The sequence below is a fragment of the Agrobacterium sp. 5Ca50 genome (genome assembly GCF_055381905.1).
The window spans coordinates 2,838,902-2,856,381 of record NZ_AP026438.1 but is presented as its reverse complement, the minus strand read 5'-3'; the positions used below and the strand labels follow the sequence as shown (position 1 = coordinate 2,856,381).

13 protein-coding genes are annotated in these 17,480 nt (G+C 53.1%); 5 read left to right on the top strand and 8 right to left on the bottom strand.

The genetic code is table 11. The annotated features are described in order from the left end of the window. Nucleotides 1-75 precede the first annotated feature (75 nt). The 6 genes from ACZ5FM_RS13800 to ACZ5FM_RS13775 form a co-directional block, all read right to left on the bottom strand. Nucleotides 76-507 carry a GNAT family N-acetyltransferase gene (locus tag ACZ5FM_RS13800; protein ID WP_464038965.1) on the bottom strand — a complete coding sequence of 144 codons (432 nt, stop codon included), beginning with the start codon at nucleotides 505-507 and terminating at the stop codon, nucleotides 76-78. A gap of 82 nt (nucleotides 508-589) precedes the next feature. After that, entirely contained in the window at nucleotides 590-1,081 is a 492-nt protein-coding gene (locus ACZ5FM_RS13795) for a hypothetical protein (protein WP_192487943.1), read from the bottom strand. Between the two features lie 55 nt (nucleotides 1,082-1,136). After that, nucleotides 1,137-2,498 (bottom strand): HlyD family type I secretion periplasmic adaptor subunit, encoded by a 1,362-nt coding sequence (locus ACZ5FM_RS13790; RefSeq protein ID WP_464038964.1) that lies wholly within the window; start codon nucleotides 2,496-2,498, stop codon nucleotides 1,137-1,139. After that, on the bottom strand, nucleotides 2,495-4,735 hold the full coding sequence (locus tag ACZ5FM_RS13785) for a type I secretion system permease/ATPase (protein WP_259142118.1): 2,241 nt from the start codon (nucleotides 4,733-4,735) through the stop codon (nucleotides 2,495-2,497). The genes ACZ5FM_RS13790 and ACZ5FM_RS13785 overlap by 4 nt, the downstream gene beginning before the upstream one ends. A gap of 23 nt (nucleotides 4,736-4,758) precedes the next feature. Further along, entirely contained in the window at nucleotides 4,759-6,780 is a 2,022-nt protein-coding gene (locus ACZ5FM_RS13780) for a hypothetical protein (RefSeq protein ID WP_464040468.1), read from the bottom strand. A gap of 178 nt (nucleotides 6,781-6,958) precedes the next feature. Further along, nucleotides 6,959-7,948 carry a fibrinogen-binding protein gene (locus ACZ5FM_RS13775; RefSeq protein ID WP_464038963.1) on the bottom strand — a complete coding sequence of 330 codons (990 nt, stop codon included), beginning with the start codon at nucleotides 7,946-7,948 and terminating at the stop codon, nucleotides 6,959-6,961. Nucleotides 7,949-8,721: 773 nt separating this feature from the next. Between ACZ5FM_RS13775 and ACZ5FM_RS13770 the strand changes: the two genes are divergently transcribed. Continuing rightward, complete coding sequence (locus ACZ5FM_RS13770; RefSeq protein WP_352230542.1) at nucleotides 8,722-8,937, top strand: KTSC domain-containing protein; 216 nt, start codon at nucleotides 8,722-8,724, stop codon at nucleotides 8,935-8,937. On the opposite strand, the gene ACZ5FM_RS13765 is transcribed toward ACZ5FM_RS13770, so the two are convergent. Then, nucleotides 8,932-10,314: an O-antigen ligase family protein gene (locus tag ACZ5FM_RS13765; RefSeq protein WP_464038962.1), complete on the bottom strand. Its 1,383-nt coding sequence runs from the start codon at nucleotides 10,312-10,314 to the stop codon at nucleotides 8,932-8,934. The genes ACZ5FM_RS13770 and ACZ5FM_RS13765 overlap by 6 nt on opposite strands. A gap of 206 nt (nucleotides 10,315-10,520) precedes the next feature. On the opposite strand from ACZ5FM_RS13765, the gene ACZ5FM_RS13760 reads away from it, so the two are divergent. Continuing rightward, on the top strand, nucleotides 10,521-11,078 hold the full coding sequence (locus ACZ5FM_RS13760; protein WP_259142130.1) for a hypothetical protein: 558 nt from the start codon (nucleotides 10,521-10,523) through the stop codon (nucleotides 11,076-11,078). A gap of 46 nt (nucleotides 11,079-11,124) precedes the next feature. Further along, entirely contained in the window at nucleotides 11,125-11,907 is a 783-nt protein-coding gene (locus ACZ5FM_RS13755) for a metallophosphoesterase (protein ID WP_275641995.1), read from the top strand. A gap of 22 nt (nucleotides 11,908-11,929) precedes the next feature. Here ACZ5FM_RS13755 and ACZ5FM_RS13750 read toward each other — a convergent pair whose 3' ends face one another. Next, nucleotides 11,930-12,661 (bottom strand): FadR/GntR family transcriptional regulator, encoded by a 732-nt coding sequence (locus ACZ5FM_RS13750; RefSeq protein WP_250982333.1) that lies wholly within the window; start codon nucleotides 12,659-12,661, stop codon nucleotides 11,930-11,932. A gap of 388 nt (nucleotides 12,662-13,049) precedes the next feature. On the opposite strand from ACZ5FM_RS13750, the gene ACZ5FM_RS13745 reads away from it, so the two are divergent. Together ACZ5FM_RS13745 and ACZ5FM_RS13740 are read left to right on the top strand one after the other, a co-directional pair. Beyond that, entirely contained in the window at nucleotides 13,050-14,861 is a 1,812-nt protein-coding gene (locus tag ACZ5FM_RS13745; RefSeq protein WP_192487952.1) for an IlvD/Edd family dehydratase, read from the top strand. 355 nt (nucleotides 14,862-15,216) lie between these two features. Then, a complete protein-coding gene (locus ACZ5FM_RS13740) occupies nucleotides 15,217-17,415 on the top strand; it encodes a putative bifunctional diguanylate cyclase/phosphodiesterase (RefSeq protein WP_464040467.1) in 2,199 nt (732 codons plus the stop codon). Nucleotides 17,416-17,480 lie beyond the last annotated feature (65 nt).

Below are 17,480 nucleotides of genomic sequence, written 5' to 3'. Positions count from 1 at the left end.
TCCCTATGGGTGAAAATCGGCCATCAATAGGGATTAGGCCCACGCCCATGTCATCGAAAAAACGTCGCCAAATGATCAGAATTTCTTTTTGAGGAAGTAACGGCCGATGGCATTTGGTGCGCCTTCCAGTTCACCAAACACGGTGTAGCCCATCTTTTCGTAAAACGGTTTGGCCTGAAACTCGAAAGTATCCAGCCATATGCCGATATAACCACGGTCTCGAGCAATTTTTTCGGCTTCTTCAATCAGGTGTGAGCCGAGTTTCTGGCCACGGAACTGTTCGGGAACGACGAGGTATTTCACAAAAGCCCAACCGTAGCTGTCGGTGCCGTAAAGGCCGCCCAGTACCTCACGAGTGTCAGGGTCACGTACCAGCACGGCAAAGTCCGGCTTATCCTCAATCATACCGCGGTTTGCCCGGTTAAACTGGCGCAACGGTGCGATGATTGCTGCACAATCCTGCTCGGTCGGGTTTTCGGTAACGATGTCGATGATGGGCAGGCTCATGGGGAAATTATCCTTTGAATTTTCCCCGTATAAGAGCGCCTGCTTTTCGCTTGTCAATATGAGTGGGAGGCTTGAGATGGCTTTACAACTCGCCTGACACGTGAGGGCTGGCGTGAATGAAATTCCAGATGGTCTTGCTGAGTTCGACTATCGCGCCGATCGATTTTTCAAGGGAGTCCAACTCCTTCTGGTCCATCTGCTCAACCTTGCCGTAGCGGACTTCCTTGTCATCGTCGAACAGACGCATCAGTTGAGTGCTGGAAATCTCGCCGTTTTCGTCAAACGAATAAATGCAGTGATTGTATTTGTTGCGCATTTTGGATTCAGACTTCAACCGTGACATCATGCCGAGAATGGCCTTCCGCTCGGCCGCAGGCGTTGCGGAAAGCTTGGCAAGTCGCTCGATGAGATCGATGCGGGCGCGCGTTGTATTAAGTGTCAGAAACACCACAATGGCTGCTTCTTTTTCAACGCGAAGCAGATGAGCGATGATGTAGATCAGCAGGCTTTCCGTATTGGTCCAGACGTAATTTAAACGTCCGACACGTAACAGAACATCTGACATGGCTGCCATTGTGGTCCTCCCATCTGGCATGACAGCACGATCATATGCTTCCGTCTGACGATCATCAACGTTCCTTGAAGGCGCGTGACATGCTGTCCGAAATCGGTTTCGTCAGATACTCGAAGAAGGTACGCTCAGATGTCTGGATCAACACATCCGCCGGCATGCCGGGAACCGGATGAAAGCCATTGACGCGGGCAATTTCCTCATCAGGAATGCGGACACGCACAATGTAGACATCCTTGGTCGAAAGACCGCTGCTTTCTTCGATACTGTCGGCTGATACGTAAAACACTTTGCCATGCAGCACGGGTGTGGTTCTGCGATTGAGGGAAGACAAGCGGATCGCCGCCGTCTGACCTTCATGCAACTGGTCAATGGAGGTGCGTAGCACCTGTGCCTCAAGGATCAACGGAACACCCGCTGGCAGGATTTCCATGATCGGTTTGCCGGTGGTAATAACGCCACCTGCGGTGTGGTAATAGGAACGTATGACTGTGCCGGTCACCGGTGAGCGGATAATGGTACGATCAAGCACTTCGGCCGCTTCGTGCAGCTGTTGGCGAATACTGTCGAGGTCGGATTCGGCCGTTTCCAATGCGTCCAGTGCTGCCTGTTTGTTGGAGTTGATCGCGATGATTGCTTCTTGCCGGAACTTGGCAATCTCTGCCTCGCTCTGGTTCATCTCGCCACTCAGCCGGGCAATATCGCCCATAGCGTCCGCTATGGCCCGTTCCAGCGCAAGCATATCGGTTTTGCGGATGACGCCCTCCTTAGCGAGGCGCACCTTTGAATCTCGTTCCTGCGTCAGCAAAGATAGCTGACGATCAAATGAATCCTTTTGGCCCTTGTACCCCTCATAACGGAATTCGAGAGATTTGATATTCTTCTCTATAAGGTTCAGTTGTTCTTCTAGCTTGATCTGTTTGCTGTGAAACACAACGTTCTGGCTTTGAATGATCGCATTGATATCCGGGTCGGCAGCTTCTTTCAAAACGATATCCGGCACTTTGAAAGTTTTCTCGCCTTGCGCCTCGGCACGCAGTCTGGTGACGATCGTTTCAAGTCGCAGTTGGCGCAGCTTCAGCATGCGTTCGTTCGAAAGAGCAGCGGTCTTGTCGAGGGTGAGGAGTACATCTCCCTCATGCACCACATCACCTTCACTCACGCCGACATCCTTGATAATGCCGCCTTCCAGGTGTTGAATGATCTTATTGTTGCCGGTGGCAACGAAACTGCCTTGCGCGATGATGGCAGATGCCAGCGGTGCGGTTCCCGCCCAGTAGCCAAAGCCGCCAAATGCGGTGAAAAGCACGGCCAGACCAACAACGCTGTGCAAACGTATCGAGCGTGGCACCTCGCTATACCATTCAAGCTGGCCTTGTTCTTTTATATCCTGCTTTTTGTCTTTTTTCTGGAAAGTCATTTGCGTTCTCCCTCAATGCGTGGAGCAGGGCCATTTTGTTCGCTTTTGTTGCCGCGTGACAGCGCTTTAAGGACGTCCATCCGCTCGCCGAACATCGCCACGGTGCCGTCTTTCAGGACCATGATCTTGTCGACGCATTGCAGAAGAGCAGGGCGCTGGGTAATCGTGACCGTTGTGATGCCCTGCTTCTTTGCGTGTATAATGGCTTTTGCCAGGGCAGCCTCGCCTTGCGTATCAAGGTTTGAATTCGGCTCATCCAGCACCACGAATTTCGGATCTCCGAAGAAAGCGCGGGCAAGGGCAATACGTTGTTTCTGGCCGCCGGAGAGTGGTGCGCCATCGGCCGCCACGACGGTTTCATATCCTTGCGGGAAACCGGCGATCAATTCGTGCACATCCGCCAGCACCGCAGCCTCAAAAATCTGGCGATCCTCGACATCGTCACGCATGCGGCAGATGTTAGCCTTTATGGTGCCGGGGAAGAGCTGCACGTCCTGTGGCAGATAGCCAATGCTTTCTCCGAACTGCCGCTGGTCCCAGTTGCGGAGATCCATGAGGTCGAGGCGCACATTGCCTGAGGTTGGCATGATCGAGCCGACCAGCATCTTGCCAAGGGTTGTTTTGCCGGAACCGGAATTGCCGATGATGGCAAGGGATTCACCCTTTTGCAGAGAAAAGGAAATGCCGTTGAGAATAACCTTCTTCTGTGGTGGTGGCACAAACAGCAGGCGTTCTACATCCAGTCGCCCTTCAGGATTGGGCAAGCGCAGGCGTGGGAAATTAAGCGGTGAATTCAACAGCAGCGCCTTGATGCGTCCGTAGGCCGTGGCCGACTTGTTGAACTGGTGCCAACCTTCGATAGCACCTTCAATTGGTGCCAGCGCGCGGCCGGAAATGATCGACGCAGCAATGACCATGCCGCCTGTCAACTGATCGGTCAGGGACAGATGGGCCCCCCAGCCGAGCAAGGTGATCTGGGTGATCATTCGGCAGGCTTTGGATATGCCGGAAAAGATAATGTTGCGATCCTGTGCTGCAACATGTGACTGCAGCGAACCGGCTGTCTCACGCCCCCACATTTTCACAGCTTCCGGGATCATCGCCAAGGCGTTGATGATCTGCGAATTGCGCGACATAGAGTCGAGATGGAAGTTGGCGCGGCTGAGATAGACATTTGCTTCGGCAAACTGACGGGCTGTGAACTTTTGGTTCAGCCATGCGATCAGAAACAGGACCGCACAACAGACCATGATGATGATGCCCAGATGCGGATGCACCAGATATACGACCACAACAAAAAACGGCATCAATGGCGCGTCGAGAAACGCAATCAGCGTGCCCGAGGTGATAAAGGACCGCAGTTGCTGCAGGTCCTGCAAAATCTGGTAGTCCTTGCCATTACCATGCATCGATGCGCGCGCGGCGGCGCTAAGAATTGGGGCGCCCAGACGTACCTCAAGTTCAACCGCCGTGCGCATCAGGATGAAGCGGCGAATGGAATCGAGGAACGCCTGCAATAGAACCGCGCCAAGGACTGCGACGGACAGCATGATCAGCGTATCCATTGAGCGGCTGGTCAAAACGCGGTCGGAAATTTGAAAAAGATAAAGAGGAATGGCAAGCAGCAGTACATTGATGGCGATTGTGAACAACATCACGATGATCATGTTGCGCCGGATTGCCGCAATGCCCTTCGCCAGGCTGACCGCAAAATTCACCGGTTCGCTGCGTTTGTGGAAGCCGGTATTGTCGCCGCCGCCACCACCGCCGCCACCGCCACGAAATTCCGGGTCCTTGCCATTGCCGCCACCGCCGGTCGCCACGCGGCGTTCATTGTCACGTACAGGGCCGACATTGCTATCGATTGTTTTGGTGAAGGCTGGAACCTCTGGTGCTGATTTCAACTGTGGTTCTGGCTCGCTTGTTTCACGGTCGATCGGCCGTTGCGGAGGAACCTGTTCTTCAGGGGCTATACGTGCAGTTTCCTGCGGTATGGGTTGAGGCGTTGGTGCGACTGGCACTTCTGGAGCGGAAATTGTTGTTGTTGGCCGGGTCGGTTCGACCGGTGGTGGAGCGGTAAGTTCCACCTTTTCATTGCTTCTTACCTCTTCAACGGGTTGGGACAGTGTGCGAAATTTTTCAACGGCATCATTGATGGCCGAAATGCATGCCTCGGTTACCTCGTCTTCGGTTTTTGCCTTTCCGTCGGCAGTTAGATTACGCGAAAACTGGTTCATCTGCTTCTCCTTCGGAATGCTATTTACGCGACGACGGATTGCATGACGTCGACTGGATGTGCCGACGACCAGGACAGGTCGTGACCGGCGTTGATAACGCCGTCGGTATCGTCCACCGCAGGGTTGTCATCATGGAGAAATGCTATGACCTCGTTTGCGAGGCCGCTTCCAACGGGCGTTGGCTGAGAGGTATCATGTTCGATGATGCCGCCTTGAATGAGGATCGCATCTGAATAGAGGTTACCTGCCAGGTAGGTTGTGGAACCGAAACTGTCGTAGTCAACAATCTGGGCGATGTTAACGATGGCATTGCTTCCGGTGTCGACAGTCACGGTCGCATCGTGATTGCTCTCAAGAACCTTGGATATGGCCTGGGTCACATCGTCGGAATCTCCTAGAATGCTAACCTGTTTGATGATGTTGACGTCGAAGAGGTTGCCCGTGATGTAGAGGACATTCAGTCCCGCGTAGCCCGCAAAGGTTGGGTCGGTCGCAAAGCCATCAGGAAGGTTTGGATCGCGCTCATTGATGGCGTCAACCGCTTTGCCAATGTGGTCCGGCATTGCCTCGAAACGATCGTTGCTGCCAATATTGTGGATAGATGCCTGGTTCCAGATGAGGTTGTTGCCGGATTGGACAACGGCACCATTGGTGCCGCCCAAATCGGCCGCGGCGCGCACCCAGTCATTATCGTAGAGTACGGCGATCTGACTGATGATGCTCATGTCAAGCACATTGCCGCCAACGATGATGAGATCGAACTGCGTGCTCATACCTAGGAACGAAAACAGGTTGATGGCGGCATTACCGCCTGTCAGCACACTGACCTCGGAGCCGGTGGTCGTGATGGTCATCGTGTCGTTGTCGGAAATGAACTGATATTGTTCCAGCCAGTTCACAAAGCAGACATCGCCATCAACAACGCTGACGCGCCAGGCGGTTGGGAATACCAAGTCTCCATGCTCATCAACGGCAGAAGGGTTCGTCGAGTATTCGTACGCGCCTCTTTCGAATGTCGCGATATTGTATGCCGCAGTTGCAGAATGGTTTTCTGAAGTTGTGAGTGCGCTGTCTATTTCGTCGCGGTCGCTATAAACAAAGGCTTGGGTTATCGCATCGATCTGATGGTAATCGCCCATCACAGCCATGACTGGAGCCATGACGCCGGTATTGGTTAGAGTTGTAATATTGGCGACGATATTGGCGCCCGCTGCAACATCCACACTATTGGGATGTGCTGCGTCGCTTTCCAGTGAAACTTCACTTTTTTCTGGTTCTTCAGCAGGTTTGGCGATTCCGCGCTCCGGCATGAAATCATTGACATCGGGTGCCTCTGCGGACAGCGCGCCATTGATGTAGACACCATTAATTTGATGGGCAGCCAAAACGAAATCGACTTCTGCACCGGTATTTAGGGAGGTAATGTCATTTTCGCGGGCATTGTCGACGTAGTCATGGACATCCTTGGCAATGTCTTGGAGTTTTGCGTATTCATCCGTGCGGGTGAAGCCCGAGAACGGAATATAACCCTCGGCCTTGTCGTAAAACTCCATCATGCGTGCCGTGACAAAGGTCGTGTCGCGTGGAATGTTCACACCGTCAGTCATGTTCAGATAGTCATCGTCCTGAAGCAGATTGACCTGCGCGGCGTGCGCGATGGTGGAGCCAGGGCCGCCGTGGATGACGAGTTCCTGTTCTTGCGAAAACGGCCCGACCCCCGGATGGTGGATGCGCGGTGCGCTCAACCCGAGAGCATGGCCGGCGTGCAGTCGGTCGAGAGCGTCGTTGAAATCTCCGGCTGGTCTGTAGCCGAGGTAATTCCAGTCATAATAGGGAGCGTGGTAATTGACGCCGGGTGCATAGTCCTGCAAGGCAAGCCGGGAATCGAAATCCCGATCCTGTGTTTCCTCTGTCTGCAGGGCAGGATCTTTGTCCGGGGTGCTTCTGCCGTCGAGAAATTTCTGGCGCATGCGTGCTTCTTCTGTTTCGGTCTCGAACAGCCCGATGAAGTGCGCGATCATTTCCGAAATTTTGTCGTCATACACATACATGGTGAACCCCTCCTTTTAGAGCGGCATCACGAACAGAAATCGCAGGCTGGTCACTTCAGGGGAGACTGGGAGCGTGCGATTTCTGCTGCCACCGGATGCCCTTTGCCGGTTTTCACAACCGCCAAACTGCACCGGCGGGTGCCGGTGCAGCCTTTTCATTGTCGAGGGAGCATCAGTGACTGGAGGTATCTTCGCCCACATCGGTGATGTGAGAGTTGCCACCGATGATGCTGACATCAACGGCATTGCTGAGCATGTTGGCACCCTGTACCAGTTCCATGTGGAAGCCGGAATTTGCCAGGATCGCAGATGCATCGGCTGTGCTCGTGCCTGCGACGTCGTCGCCTGCCTTGAGGTCCCAACCCTTGCCGTCCATATCCACACCTTCAGCACCGTAGGCTGTGCCTGCATCTGCCTTGAGGTGGTTTTCAGCGCCGCCGTTGTTCATCTTGACGTCATAAGCGACGTCTTGATCAGCAAGGTGGTTGGCCTGCACAAGGCTGAAGCCTGTATTATGGCTGCCACCGTTGAGGGAGCTGTTCAGTACATTGTCGACATCCAGTGTGAACGAGAAGTCGTCACCGAGGTTGAATGTGAGGTCGCCACCGGCAATACCCAGATTGCCAAAGTCCTTCACATCATCAAGAACGGCAAAGTCGGTGTCCGACTTGTAGAAGCTTTCGGAAGAATTGAAGCTTCCTGACGTGTTGGTTGTGTCGTCATCTGATATGTTCTTGATGTCCGTGTCGGTATCGGTAACGGTGGTTGTCTTGATGTTGGTGTCGTTGTCCGACATGCTGACTGTTTTGCTGTCATAGCTCCAGTCATAGTCAACTTTGGTGTCTGTGTCGGTGATGGTCGTCGTCTTGGTGTTGGTGTCATTGTCCGACAGGCTTACAGTTTTGCTGTCATAGCTCCAGTCGTATTCATTGTCGCGGTTGTCGCCATTGCCAACGGCAACGTCGACTTTCGCATCAATGTCCGTGTTGGTGCTGTTGTCGCTATTGTCGTTGTTGCGGTTGTTACCATTGGCTGCGCCGACATTGCTGTCGTCTACGCTGGTGTCATTGGTCGCTGTGTTGGCAAAGCCGTCTGAAAGCGCGCCGATTTTCGTGATGTCGTCGTCGCTGCCGCTTGGCGATTTGTGATCGTAAGCACCCATTTCATTTCCTCCAAAAGAAATTGGAGCAGCTTTCGACATCCCTTTCATCTAAACGGGATTTTTCGTCTGTGCATGCTCCGTAGCGGTTACAGTTGGGCAGATGTGATCAATACAATTCATCTGCGGTTCATCCCGACCTGTTGATCAGGCCTTATTGTCCGGTTGCGCCGGGTTTTTGGGATTGCACGTTACAAAATACAAAGGCGTACAAATCCGTTCTGGCAGCTGTTGCTGGCTGCAAGTCATGCGTTCATATGATTGTCGTTTAAGAAGGAAGGGCTGCTTACGTGCCAAACACAAATGCATTTCTGCGACGCTTCCGTGCTGCCCTGTGGCAACGGTCAAACTGTGTCTGATAAGGGAATGTTTTGATAGATACCAATTCGGGTTACGTTGCCGCGGGCTATTGCGGGAGCAATATTTTCCGACTTATCTATTTGTAATAAAAAGATTTTTTAGTTTTTGGCTTGTTCTGCGTATGGATGTGCGGAACTTTTCGGGCGCGAAATGATTACTACCCTTCGTACTTTGGCCGCATTGATAGTTATACCAACACAGACAACACGTATGGATATTTTTATTTTGTAAATAAGGTTCAGGCTTATTTTAAACGTCCGTCAAACTGATGGCTTAAACTTATCACGTAACAATTCGAGCAAGGCCATTCTGGCTGTATACCGCACAATTGACCGAAGAGATTTGGTGAGTTGACATTCTGTTGTGCGCCGCACAAGATTAACGAAAAGTTACACCGTCGCGAATGGAAACAGGCAATGGCTGAGCACATAACGGACAGTTCGACTTTGAAATCGAAACTTATTGCATCTGCCTCATATGACGAGGATAAACGCATGCTGTCCGTGACATTTCACGATGGTCGCCAAAGGACAATCGCTGTTCCTCGTGCCATGTATGAGAACCTTATTACGGCACAATCTCCCGGCTGGTATTACACCCGCCACATCAGCCCGCTCCGCAAATTGTTATGAGGAACGGCTCTGCCTTTTCCGTCTCCCGGCGGAGGGGCGCAGGCTTATGGTGACGAGCGGCGCGAGCAGCGCTGCGAAACTTGTTGCCATGCCCGGTATCTGCACGGAAAAATCGATTGCCGAGTGAATGGCGACAAGAACGATAGCCGCTAGGCCAAGCTTGGGTGCGAAACCGTAGTTCTTTCTTTTGAAAATGCCTCGTATGAAGATGGTTGCGAAGGCGACCACAAAAATCGCAACCAGAATGGCAAACACGACGCCGAGTGTCAGCAGGCCTTCCATGTAAACATTATGGGCGCGGGTCCATACGCGGGCTATACCGCAGGTGGCTTCATGATATCCGGCATAGACGGATTGGAAGCTGGATAGGCCGCTGCCCCAAGGCAAATGATCTGCAACCGCAGATTTGATAAACGGCATGACGCAGAAACGGCCGTCTTCACCGCCGGCGGCTTCGATGCGCAGGGACGCACGTCCGGCAAAGGCCGAGAACATGATCATCACCATAAACATTGCAGCGCCCGTCAGGGCAAAGGGGCGGATCCGCGTCCACAGCGTTGGTCGGGCGAAACTCGTGGCGGATGATTTTTTCGATCCAAACACCAACATGACTGCAAGCATCATCAGGGAAATGAACGTTGCAGCGGTTGCGCCACGCGAGCGGGTCAGCATCAATGCAACAAAAGCCCCAAACAGCAACAGAGTATAAAAGCCGGTATGCAGAAGTTGTTTTTTCTGGTTGTCGGTCAGGCCTGTGCCATAGGTGATGCGTCCCCAGATATGGCGAATTTCCAAGGGCTCAAGTGTGCGCCATGCCAGCGTAAACAATGCTAGCAGCAACAGGCCGAGGAACGTTCCTGCGGTGTTTCTGTTAATGAAGAAGCTGGTGAGGCTGTCGAGATAAAATTTCTTCTGCCCAAAGCCGAGAGTGCCGGGCAGAAGCAGAAACTGCAGGATGGACCATATGGCAATGATCCCGCCACCGATGCCGATGATCTTGAGTGCGGACAGTGCGCGCTCATCCGTATCGTACAGCATCAGGCCAAGCATGAAGATGCCTGCACACAGCGCGATTTTCAGAAAACCGCCTATGTCGTCCGCCGGGGTCAACGATATCACCGGCACGGTATCAGGGTTGAGTTTGACCACTTCCTGCCAGGCGGGGTGCGACAGCATATGGCCGGGCAGCGGGCTGGTCTGGAACGTGATAAAACCCAAAATAGCTATCAAAACAATGGCCGTTCCGATTATAACTGAACGGGAATATTTCGGCAGACCTGTTGTTGCCAGCATCATCGGCAGCAGTGCAAAAATGCCAAGACAGAGGATTGGAACAGTTTTTGTACCCGAGCCACCGTAATCAACGACCGACAGCAAGATAATCAACCAGTAAATTACTGAACAAATGCTCCGTGCTTTACTTATGACGAGGCTCACTGGCAGGGAAAGCGTACTCAAGACAGCACCTCATGCACGGCAAATGCATTTTCTGAAATTTTTTAAGGTCATAACGTGGGTGTTATAGAATTGACGCCCATAAACTATTGAACAGTTCTATGAAACAATAATTTTCGGTATGATTAATGCAAGAAGTCACAAGACTTGTTTTCCGTCTGTTTTGCGCTGTTGGTTTTTTCATGCTGGCTATGATGGTGGTTGCACAAATTGTCGCGCCACCAGAAAGTGATGCATCATCACATTTGCTTGAAAAGGGGCTGTATTCACCGGATCAGCGGGCTGTTTGGACGACGGAACCTGTAAAAGTACAGCGCCGCGAGCCGGATATTCCCCTGATCGATGAATTTCCCTACAAGTTCCGTGCACAATTCAACATGAAAATCCACGACAGTGCGTCCTTCTCGACGGACGAAGGTATTTTCCTTCTGGAAAATGTCGTCGGAATACCCTCACGCAAAATTTGCATTGATAAGAGCGGCCAAAGAAATGCATGTGGCGCAAAGGCATCGGTTGTTTTGCGGAATATTCTGGCCAGAAAGTTTGTGGAATGTCGTAGAACTTCCATCGCACTCAGGACATGGCTCGTCGATTGCCGTATAAATGGACGCAGCGTTTCTGATATGTTGTTGGAAAAGAATGCTGTAACGCCTTTGGAGCGGGCCGCGGCTGGCAGCCCCAAATGAATTGGAATGCTGTGCAGGAAAGTTTTTCGATAGAATGATACCGTCATTGCAAAGACTGTTCGGGAACAAGGCTGCACCACAGGCAGCGACCGAGCCCAGAAGGCAGAGAATCGATCTTGGTCCGCAAATCCCGCATTATCCTATCTACGCCATCGGGGATGTTCACGGTCGTATAGATCTGCTGCAGCATGCCGAAAGCCTTGTGGCAGGCGATCTGATTGCAAACGGACAGGCAGGTCTCGTCATTCTTTTGGGTGACTACATCGATCGTGGCAAAAACTCCGCGGATGTAATGAACTATCTCTGTGCACCGTCTGCTTACGGCCTGCAGCGCTATATCGTCTGTGGCAATCATGACGATGCGTTTCTGCAATTTCTGGATGACCCGGCACGCCATATGAACTGGCTGGACTTTGGCGGCCGCCAGACATTGCTGTCCTACGGCATCGATGCCGATTACATGCTGACGCGTGGCAAAAAGGGCATTGATGATCTGAAGCGGGCGCTGGCTGACACCATTCCTTCACAGCACGTGGAGCTGCTGAAAAATATGGTCGGTTATGTCCGGATCGGGTCTTACGTGTTTGTCCATGCCGGCTTGCGGCCGGGCGTGGCACTGGAGGAGCAGGATGACCGCGATCTGTTGTGGATCCGCGAACCGTTTCTGTCACGCGGGCCGGAACTGCCGTTTCTGGTGGTGCACGGTCATACGGTTTATGAGCGGCCGGAAACAGGCCCAAACCGCATCGGAATTGATACCGGTGCTGTTAACAGCAACCGTTTGACTGTTCTCAAACTTGAGGATGGTAAAGGCTTCATTCTGTCCTGAAGCCAGTTTTCAAAATTGCTGTCTATTTTGTCAGGTGAACGGCAATACGGTCTTTCCCGGCTTCAATGACATGGCGCATCGCAACCGTTGCCTTTTCTGGATCACGCAGGGCAATGGCGTGGGCAATACGCAAATGGTTGGTTGCGATTTCCTCGATGGTTTCTGGCGAAGCGGCTGGTGACGACAGCTTGAAGGAGATTGCCAGCGCTGCTTCGATCAGACCGCTTGCCGAACGCATGAATGGATTGCCGGACATGCGGGCAATTGCGAGATGGAAATCAAGGTCCACCTTGGCGATGGTTTCCGGTGTGTGGCTAAGGTCATCAAACCGGGCAGCAATTGCATAAAGCGCCGCAATATCGTCGCTTGATGCCTGAGTGGCGGCGGCCGCTGCGGCTGCCGGTTCCAGCGTCATGCGGATTGTTGCCAGATGTTCTACAAATTCCTGATCTAGTCCAGCGTCGCAGCGCCAGCCAAGAACATCAGCGTCAAAAAAGTTCCAGCTTTCACTGCCCAGAACGCGCGTGCCAACTTTCGCCTTGGGTTCGACCAGCCGTTTTGCGGCCAATGTCTTCATCGCTTCCCGCAGAACGGTGCGCGAAACACCAAACCTCAGCGACAGATCGGCATCTCCCGGCAGGATCGATCCCTCGGCAATGCTGCCCGAGACTATTCCGCTGCCTAGTTCCGCAACAACATGTGCGTGGCTACTGCGTCTTTTACGTCCTGTGATCGTCGTTTCAAGCAGCCCCACGAAATCTCCTTGGCGTTGGCCCATTTCTGCATTTCGTTAAAACTGTACGTCAAAATTCAGCCATTTGCGAGAAATAGCTTGGTCGTCTCCTGACACAACAGGGCGATGAAGATTCAGCATATAGTATGATTATTGTACTCATGTTTGCTTTGCAATGAAAAACATATGTGTCTTTGTAGTAAATTAGCGTATTAAAAATAATGCTGTTTAGCTCTTTTATACGAGAGTGCCGTGTTTGGTGCCAACGACTCTTGACAAGCGTTCCCCTCGATAAATAGTAATACAAATAACGGAAGCGTGGACCGTAGTGGCATAGCTGCGTGCGGATACCTTCCCAGACAGAGCATTGACGCGGCTGTCGTCTTATTTTTGTTTTGAGGCAATCACCATGGGAAATTCCGATAATCTTCCGTCCACTTCCGGAAAACTGCGTTCTCGCGCCTGGTTCGATAACCCGGCCAACGCGGATATGACGGCGCTTTATCTCGAGCGTTACATGAATTTCGGCTTGAGCCAGGCGGAATTGCAGTCAGACCGTCCGATTATTGGTATTGCCCAGACCGGTTCTGATCTTTCGCCTTGCAACCGTCACCACCTTGAGTTGGCCAATCGCCTGCGCGAAGGTATCCGTGAAGCTGGCGGCATCGCTATCGAATTTCCTGTCCACCCGATCCAGGAAACCGGCAAGCGCCCGACCGCTGGTCTCGACCGTAACCTTGCTTACCTCGGCCTCGTTGAAGTGCTGTACGGTTACCCGCTTGACGGCGTTGTTCTGACCATCGGTTGTGACAAGACCACGCCTGCCTGTCTTATGGCGGCGGCCACCGTCAACATTCCGGCAATTGCACTGTCCGTCGGCCCGATGCTGAACGGCTGGTTCCGCGGTGAGCGTACCGGTTCTGGTACCATCGTCTGGAAGGCACGCGAACTTCTCGCCAAAGGCGAAATCGACTATCAGGGCTTCGTGAAGCTGGTTGCTTCCTCTGCACCTTCAACCGGTTACTGCAACACCATGGGTACGGCCACGACCATGAACTCGCTGGCTGAAGCACTCGGCATGCAGCTGCCAGGTTCTGCCGCTATTCCGGCTCCTTACCGTGACCGTCAGGAAGTTTCCTATCTCACCGGTCTGCGTATTGTTGAAATGGTCAAGGAAGACCTGAAGCCTTCCGATATCATGACCAAGGATGCTTTCATCAACGCAATCCGCGTCAATTCGGCAATCGGTGGTTCTACCAACGCACCGATCCACCTCAACGGTCTTGCACGTCACGTCGGTGTTGAACTGACGGTTGATGACTGGCAGACCTACGGTGAAGACGTTCCGCTGCTGGTGAACCTGCAGCCAGCCGGTGAATATCTCGGCGAAGATTATTACCATGCCGGTGGCGTCCCAGCCGTGGTCAACCAGCTCATGACGCAGGGTCTGATCAAGGAAGACGCCATGACGGTCAATGGCAAGACCATTGGCGACAACTGTCGCGGTGCGATCATTGAAGACGAAAAGGTTATCCGTCCTTACGAACAGCCTTTGAAAGAACGTGCCGGTTTCCGCGTACTGCGTGGCAACCTGTTCTCGTCTGCCATCATGAAGACCAGCGTTATCTCGGAAGAGTTCCGCAACCGTTACCTGTCCAACCCGAACGATCCGGAAGCCTTCGAAGGCCGTGCGGTCGTGTTCGATGGTCCGGAAGATTACCACCACCGGATCGACGATCCGTCGCTGGCTATCGATGCCAACACCATCCTGTTCATGCGTGGGGCAGGCCCGATCGGTTATCCGGGCGCAGCTGAAGTTGTGAACATGCGTGCACCTGACTACCTGCTGAAGCAGGGCGTCAACTCGCTGCCTTGCATTGGTGACGGCCGTCAGTCTGGTACGTCTGGCAGCCCATCGATCCTCAATGCTTCGCCGGAAGCCGCCGCTGGCGGTGGTCTTGCGATCCTGAGAACCGGTGACCGCGTTCGCGTTGACGTGGGTCGCGGCAAGGCTGACATTCTAATCTCCGGTGAAGAATTGGCTGCACGTTACGAAGCTCTGGAGAAGGATGGCGGTTACGAATACCCGGCTCACCAGACTCCATGGCAGGAAATCCAGCGTGCCATTGTTGGTCAGATGGAAAGTGGTGCCGTGCTCGAGCCTGCGGTGAAATATCAGCGCATTGCCCAGACCAAGGGTCTGCCGCGCGACAACCACTAAAATACGAGCTATTCTCCGCAAATTTTTGTGGAGAACACTCCCCGCTCTGAATACGTGAGCGACAGTATATTTGCTGAATCATCGTGAAAGCCGTCCTTAAGGGACGGCTTTTATGCATTTTTGATAAGATTCTTACTTATGCGTCGTAATCATTCTATTTCATTAATTGGTTCTCAATACCCCCCGTTGATGATGGTTTTCCATGGGGTGAGGCCTGTGAGAAAAATACAAACCGGACACAGTGCCTTCGTATGACTGGGAATTACTTTGTCACATGGTTCAGAAAATTATCCGTTCGATTGAAACGGGGGTGCCACAACAGGCAGGCGCTCATGTCCGCCAGCCGACACTTTTCATGCGTGTGAACGCGTGGAGGCGTTCGCTTGTCGGTAAGATCACCCTTGTTTTTCTGGGCGGAGTAATTTTTGCCTATGGCGCCGGAGCTTTTGTCGGCTGGTCGATGTTTGTGACTGCCGCCAGTGAACAATGGCGTAACCAGGCGCGGATCAATACCCAAATCGCCAGTGCTACCTTGCGCAGCATCTACACCTACATTGCTGTCAGTGTGGATGATGGCGGGCAGGTCGATCGCATTGTTACCGATCAGCCGATCGGCGATGACGAATCCGTCCTGGTGACCGGTTTCAGTCCCATCGATGTGCTGGCGCTGGTCAGTGCGCAAACCAAAAAGACCACGTGGCTTTACCGTTATGATGCCGAGCAGGCTGCCTTTGTCAGCGTTGCCGTTGCCTATGATGGTGGTTCCGGTTCAGACGTATTGGCACCGATCCATGATCCGATTTTTCAGGATTATGGTGGCAAAGGTGAGTTTGCCACCGGCTTTGCGCAGATCGACGGCGTCAAACATTATATTGGGCTGCTGCCGATCCTGAAAAACCAGGGTGGCGAGGTTATCGGTGCGGTGGCGACCAGCATCGGCACGGCTTCAGAGCTTTATAATGTCCAGCAACGGTTGCTTCGGAACTCCCTGTTGGTTTTGCTAGGGGTTTTTAGCGTCACAGGCATCATCGTCAGCTTTGTTGCCAAGCGGTTTCTCAAACCCGTTCCGGCGCTTATTCAGGCGACGTTGCGTATCGCCAACGAAGAAACCGATGTGGAAACACCGTTTCGCAACCGCAAGGACGAAATCGGTGCGATGGCCACAGCCATTGAAAGCCTGCGTGAGGCGGTGGTCGAAAGAGGCCGGTTGCGACAGGTGCGCGATATGGCGCTGCAAATGGAGCATATGGCTCACCATGACGGGCTGACTGGTTTGCCCAACCGTGCCTTGCTAATGAAAACCATGAATGCCTGCCTGGAAGAGACCGCCCAGACCGGCAAGATGTTCAATGTCATGTTGCTTGATCTCGACCGCTTCAAGACGGTCAATGACACGCTTGGCCATGCGTCAGGCGATGCGCTTCTAGTGTCCACCGCATCGCGTGTTCGTTCCGTACTTGGTCCTGATGACATCGCGGCACGTCTCGGTGGTGACGAGTTTGCGATTGTGCAGAGGGTGAACCGCAATCCATTGCGCGAGGGCCAGAAGCTGGCTTCGCGCATTCTGGAATCCATCTCCACCAGTTTCATGCTGGATGACCATGAAGTGATGGTTGGCACCAGTATCGGCATTGCCTGTGCGCCTGCGCATGGCGTGTCTGCGGGCCAGTTGCTGCAAAATGCCGATCTTGGTTTGTACCGTGCAAAGGCAATGGGGCGCGGCATTTCCGTGTTCTATGAAGAAGGCATGGACATGGCCGTTCAAGACCAGCACGCGCTGGAAATGGACATGAAATTTGCCTTGCAGAATAATGAATTCGAGCTGCATTATCAGCCGATCATCAATCTGCATGATGGCAGGATTGCCGCTTATGAAGCGCTTGTGCGCTGGCGTCACCGCAAACAGGGGATGATCCCGCCCGACAAGTTCATTCCGCTGGCGGAAGAAACCGGCTTTATCATTCAGCTCGGCGAATGGATCCTGAAACAAGCCTGCACCGATGCGATGAGCTGGCCTGATAACATCAGGCTGGCTGTAAACCTTTCTGCCGTCCAGTTGCGACAGAGCAATATCGTCGGAACGGTTGAGCAGACCTTGCAGGAAACCAGATTGTCACCTGAGCGCCTTGAGCTTGAGGTGACGGAAACCGTAATGCTGACCGGTGCGACCAGCATTGCGGCCCTGGTCAAACTCAAGGAAAGTGGCGTGCGTATCGTTCTTGACGATTTCGGAACGGGTTACGCCTCGTTCGGGGCGTTGAGAAACGTGCCCTTCACCAAATTGAAGATCGACCGCGAATTCGTGGCTGGCTTGCCGGATGATGCGACCAGCAACGCCATTATCAGCGCCATCACCACATTGGCGCGGCAGGTGGATATGGAAGTAACGGCCGAAGGTGTTGAAGGGCCGGGGCAGGTAGCGGTGCTGAAGGTTGCAGGTTGTACGGAAGCGCAGGGTTATTACTTCGCGCGGCCGATGCCTGCGTCGCAACTGTGCCATGACCTGTCGACAGGGAATGAAGATTTTTTGAGGAAAGCAACGGCTCACGGTTGAGCGAAACAATACCTTTTCAGATGTTTAGGTAAATCAGCAGGAGACTTGGAATGCGTAAATTTGCG

Bases quoted from the DNA above. Each gene is read 5' to 3' on its own strand.
- ACZ5FM_RS13770 (WP_352230542.1), top strand. From the start codon at position 8,722: ATGGCTGAGCACATAACGGACAGTTCGACTTTGAAATCGAAACTTATT.
- ACZ5FM_RS13790 (WP_464038964.1), bottom strand. From the start codon at position 2,498: ATGACTTTCCAGAAAAAAGACAAAAAGCAGGATATAAAAGAACAAGGC.
- ACZ5FM_RS13775 (WP_464038963.1), bottom strand. From the start codon at position 7,948: ATGGGTGCTTACGATCACAAATCGCCAAGCGGCAGCGACGACGACATC.
- ACZ5FM_RS13740 (WP_464040467.1), top strand. From the start codon at position 15,217: ATGCGTGTGAACGCGTGGAGGCGTTCGCTTGTCGGTAAGATCACCCTT.
- ACZ5FM_RS13795 (WP_192487943.1), bottom strand. From the start codon at position 1,081: ATGGCAGCCATGTCAGATGTTCTGTTACGTGTCGGACGTTTAAATTAC.
- ACZ5FM_RS13760 (WP_259142130.1), top strand. From the start codon at position 10,521: ATGCAAGAAGTCACAAGACTTGTTTTCCGTCTGTTTTGCGCTGTTGGT.
- ACZ5FM_RS13745 (WP_192487952.1), top strand. From the start codon at position 13,050: ATGGGAAATTCCGATAATCTTCCGTCCACTTCCGGAAAACTGCGTTCT.
- ACZ5FM_RS13800 (WP_464038965.1), bottom strand. From the start codon at position 507: ATGAGCCTGCCCATCATCGACATCGTTACCGAAAACCCGACCGAGCAG.
- ACZ5FM_RS13785 (WP_259142118.1), bottom strand. From the start codon at position 4,735: ATGAACCAGTTTTCGCGTAATCTAACTGCCGACGGAAAGGCAAAAACC.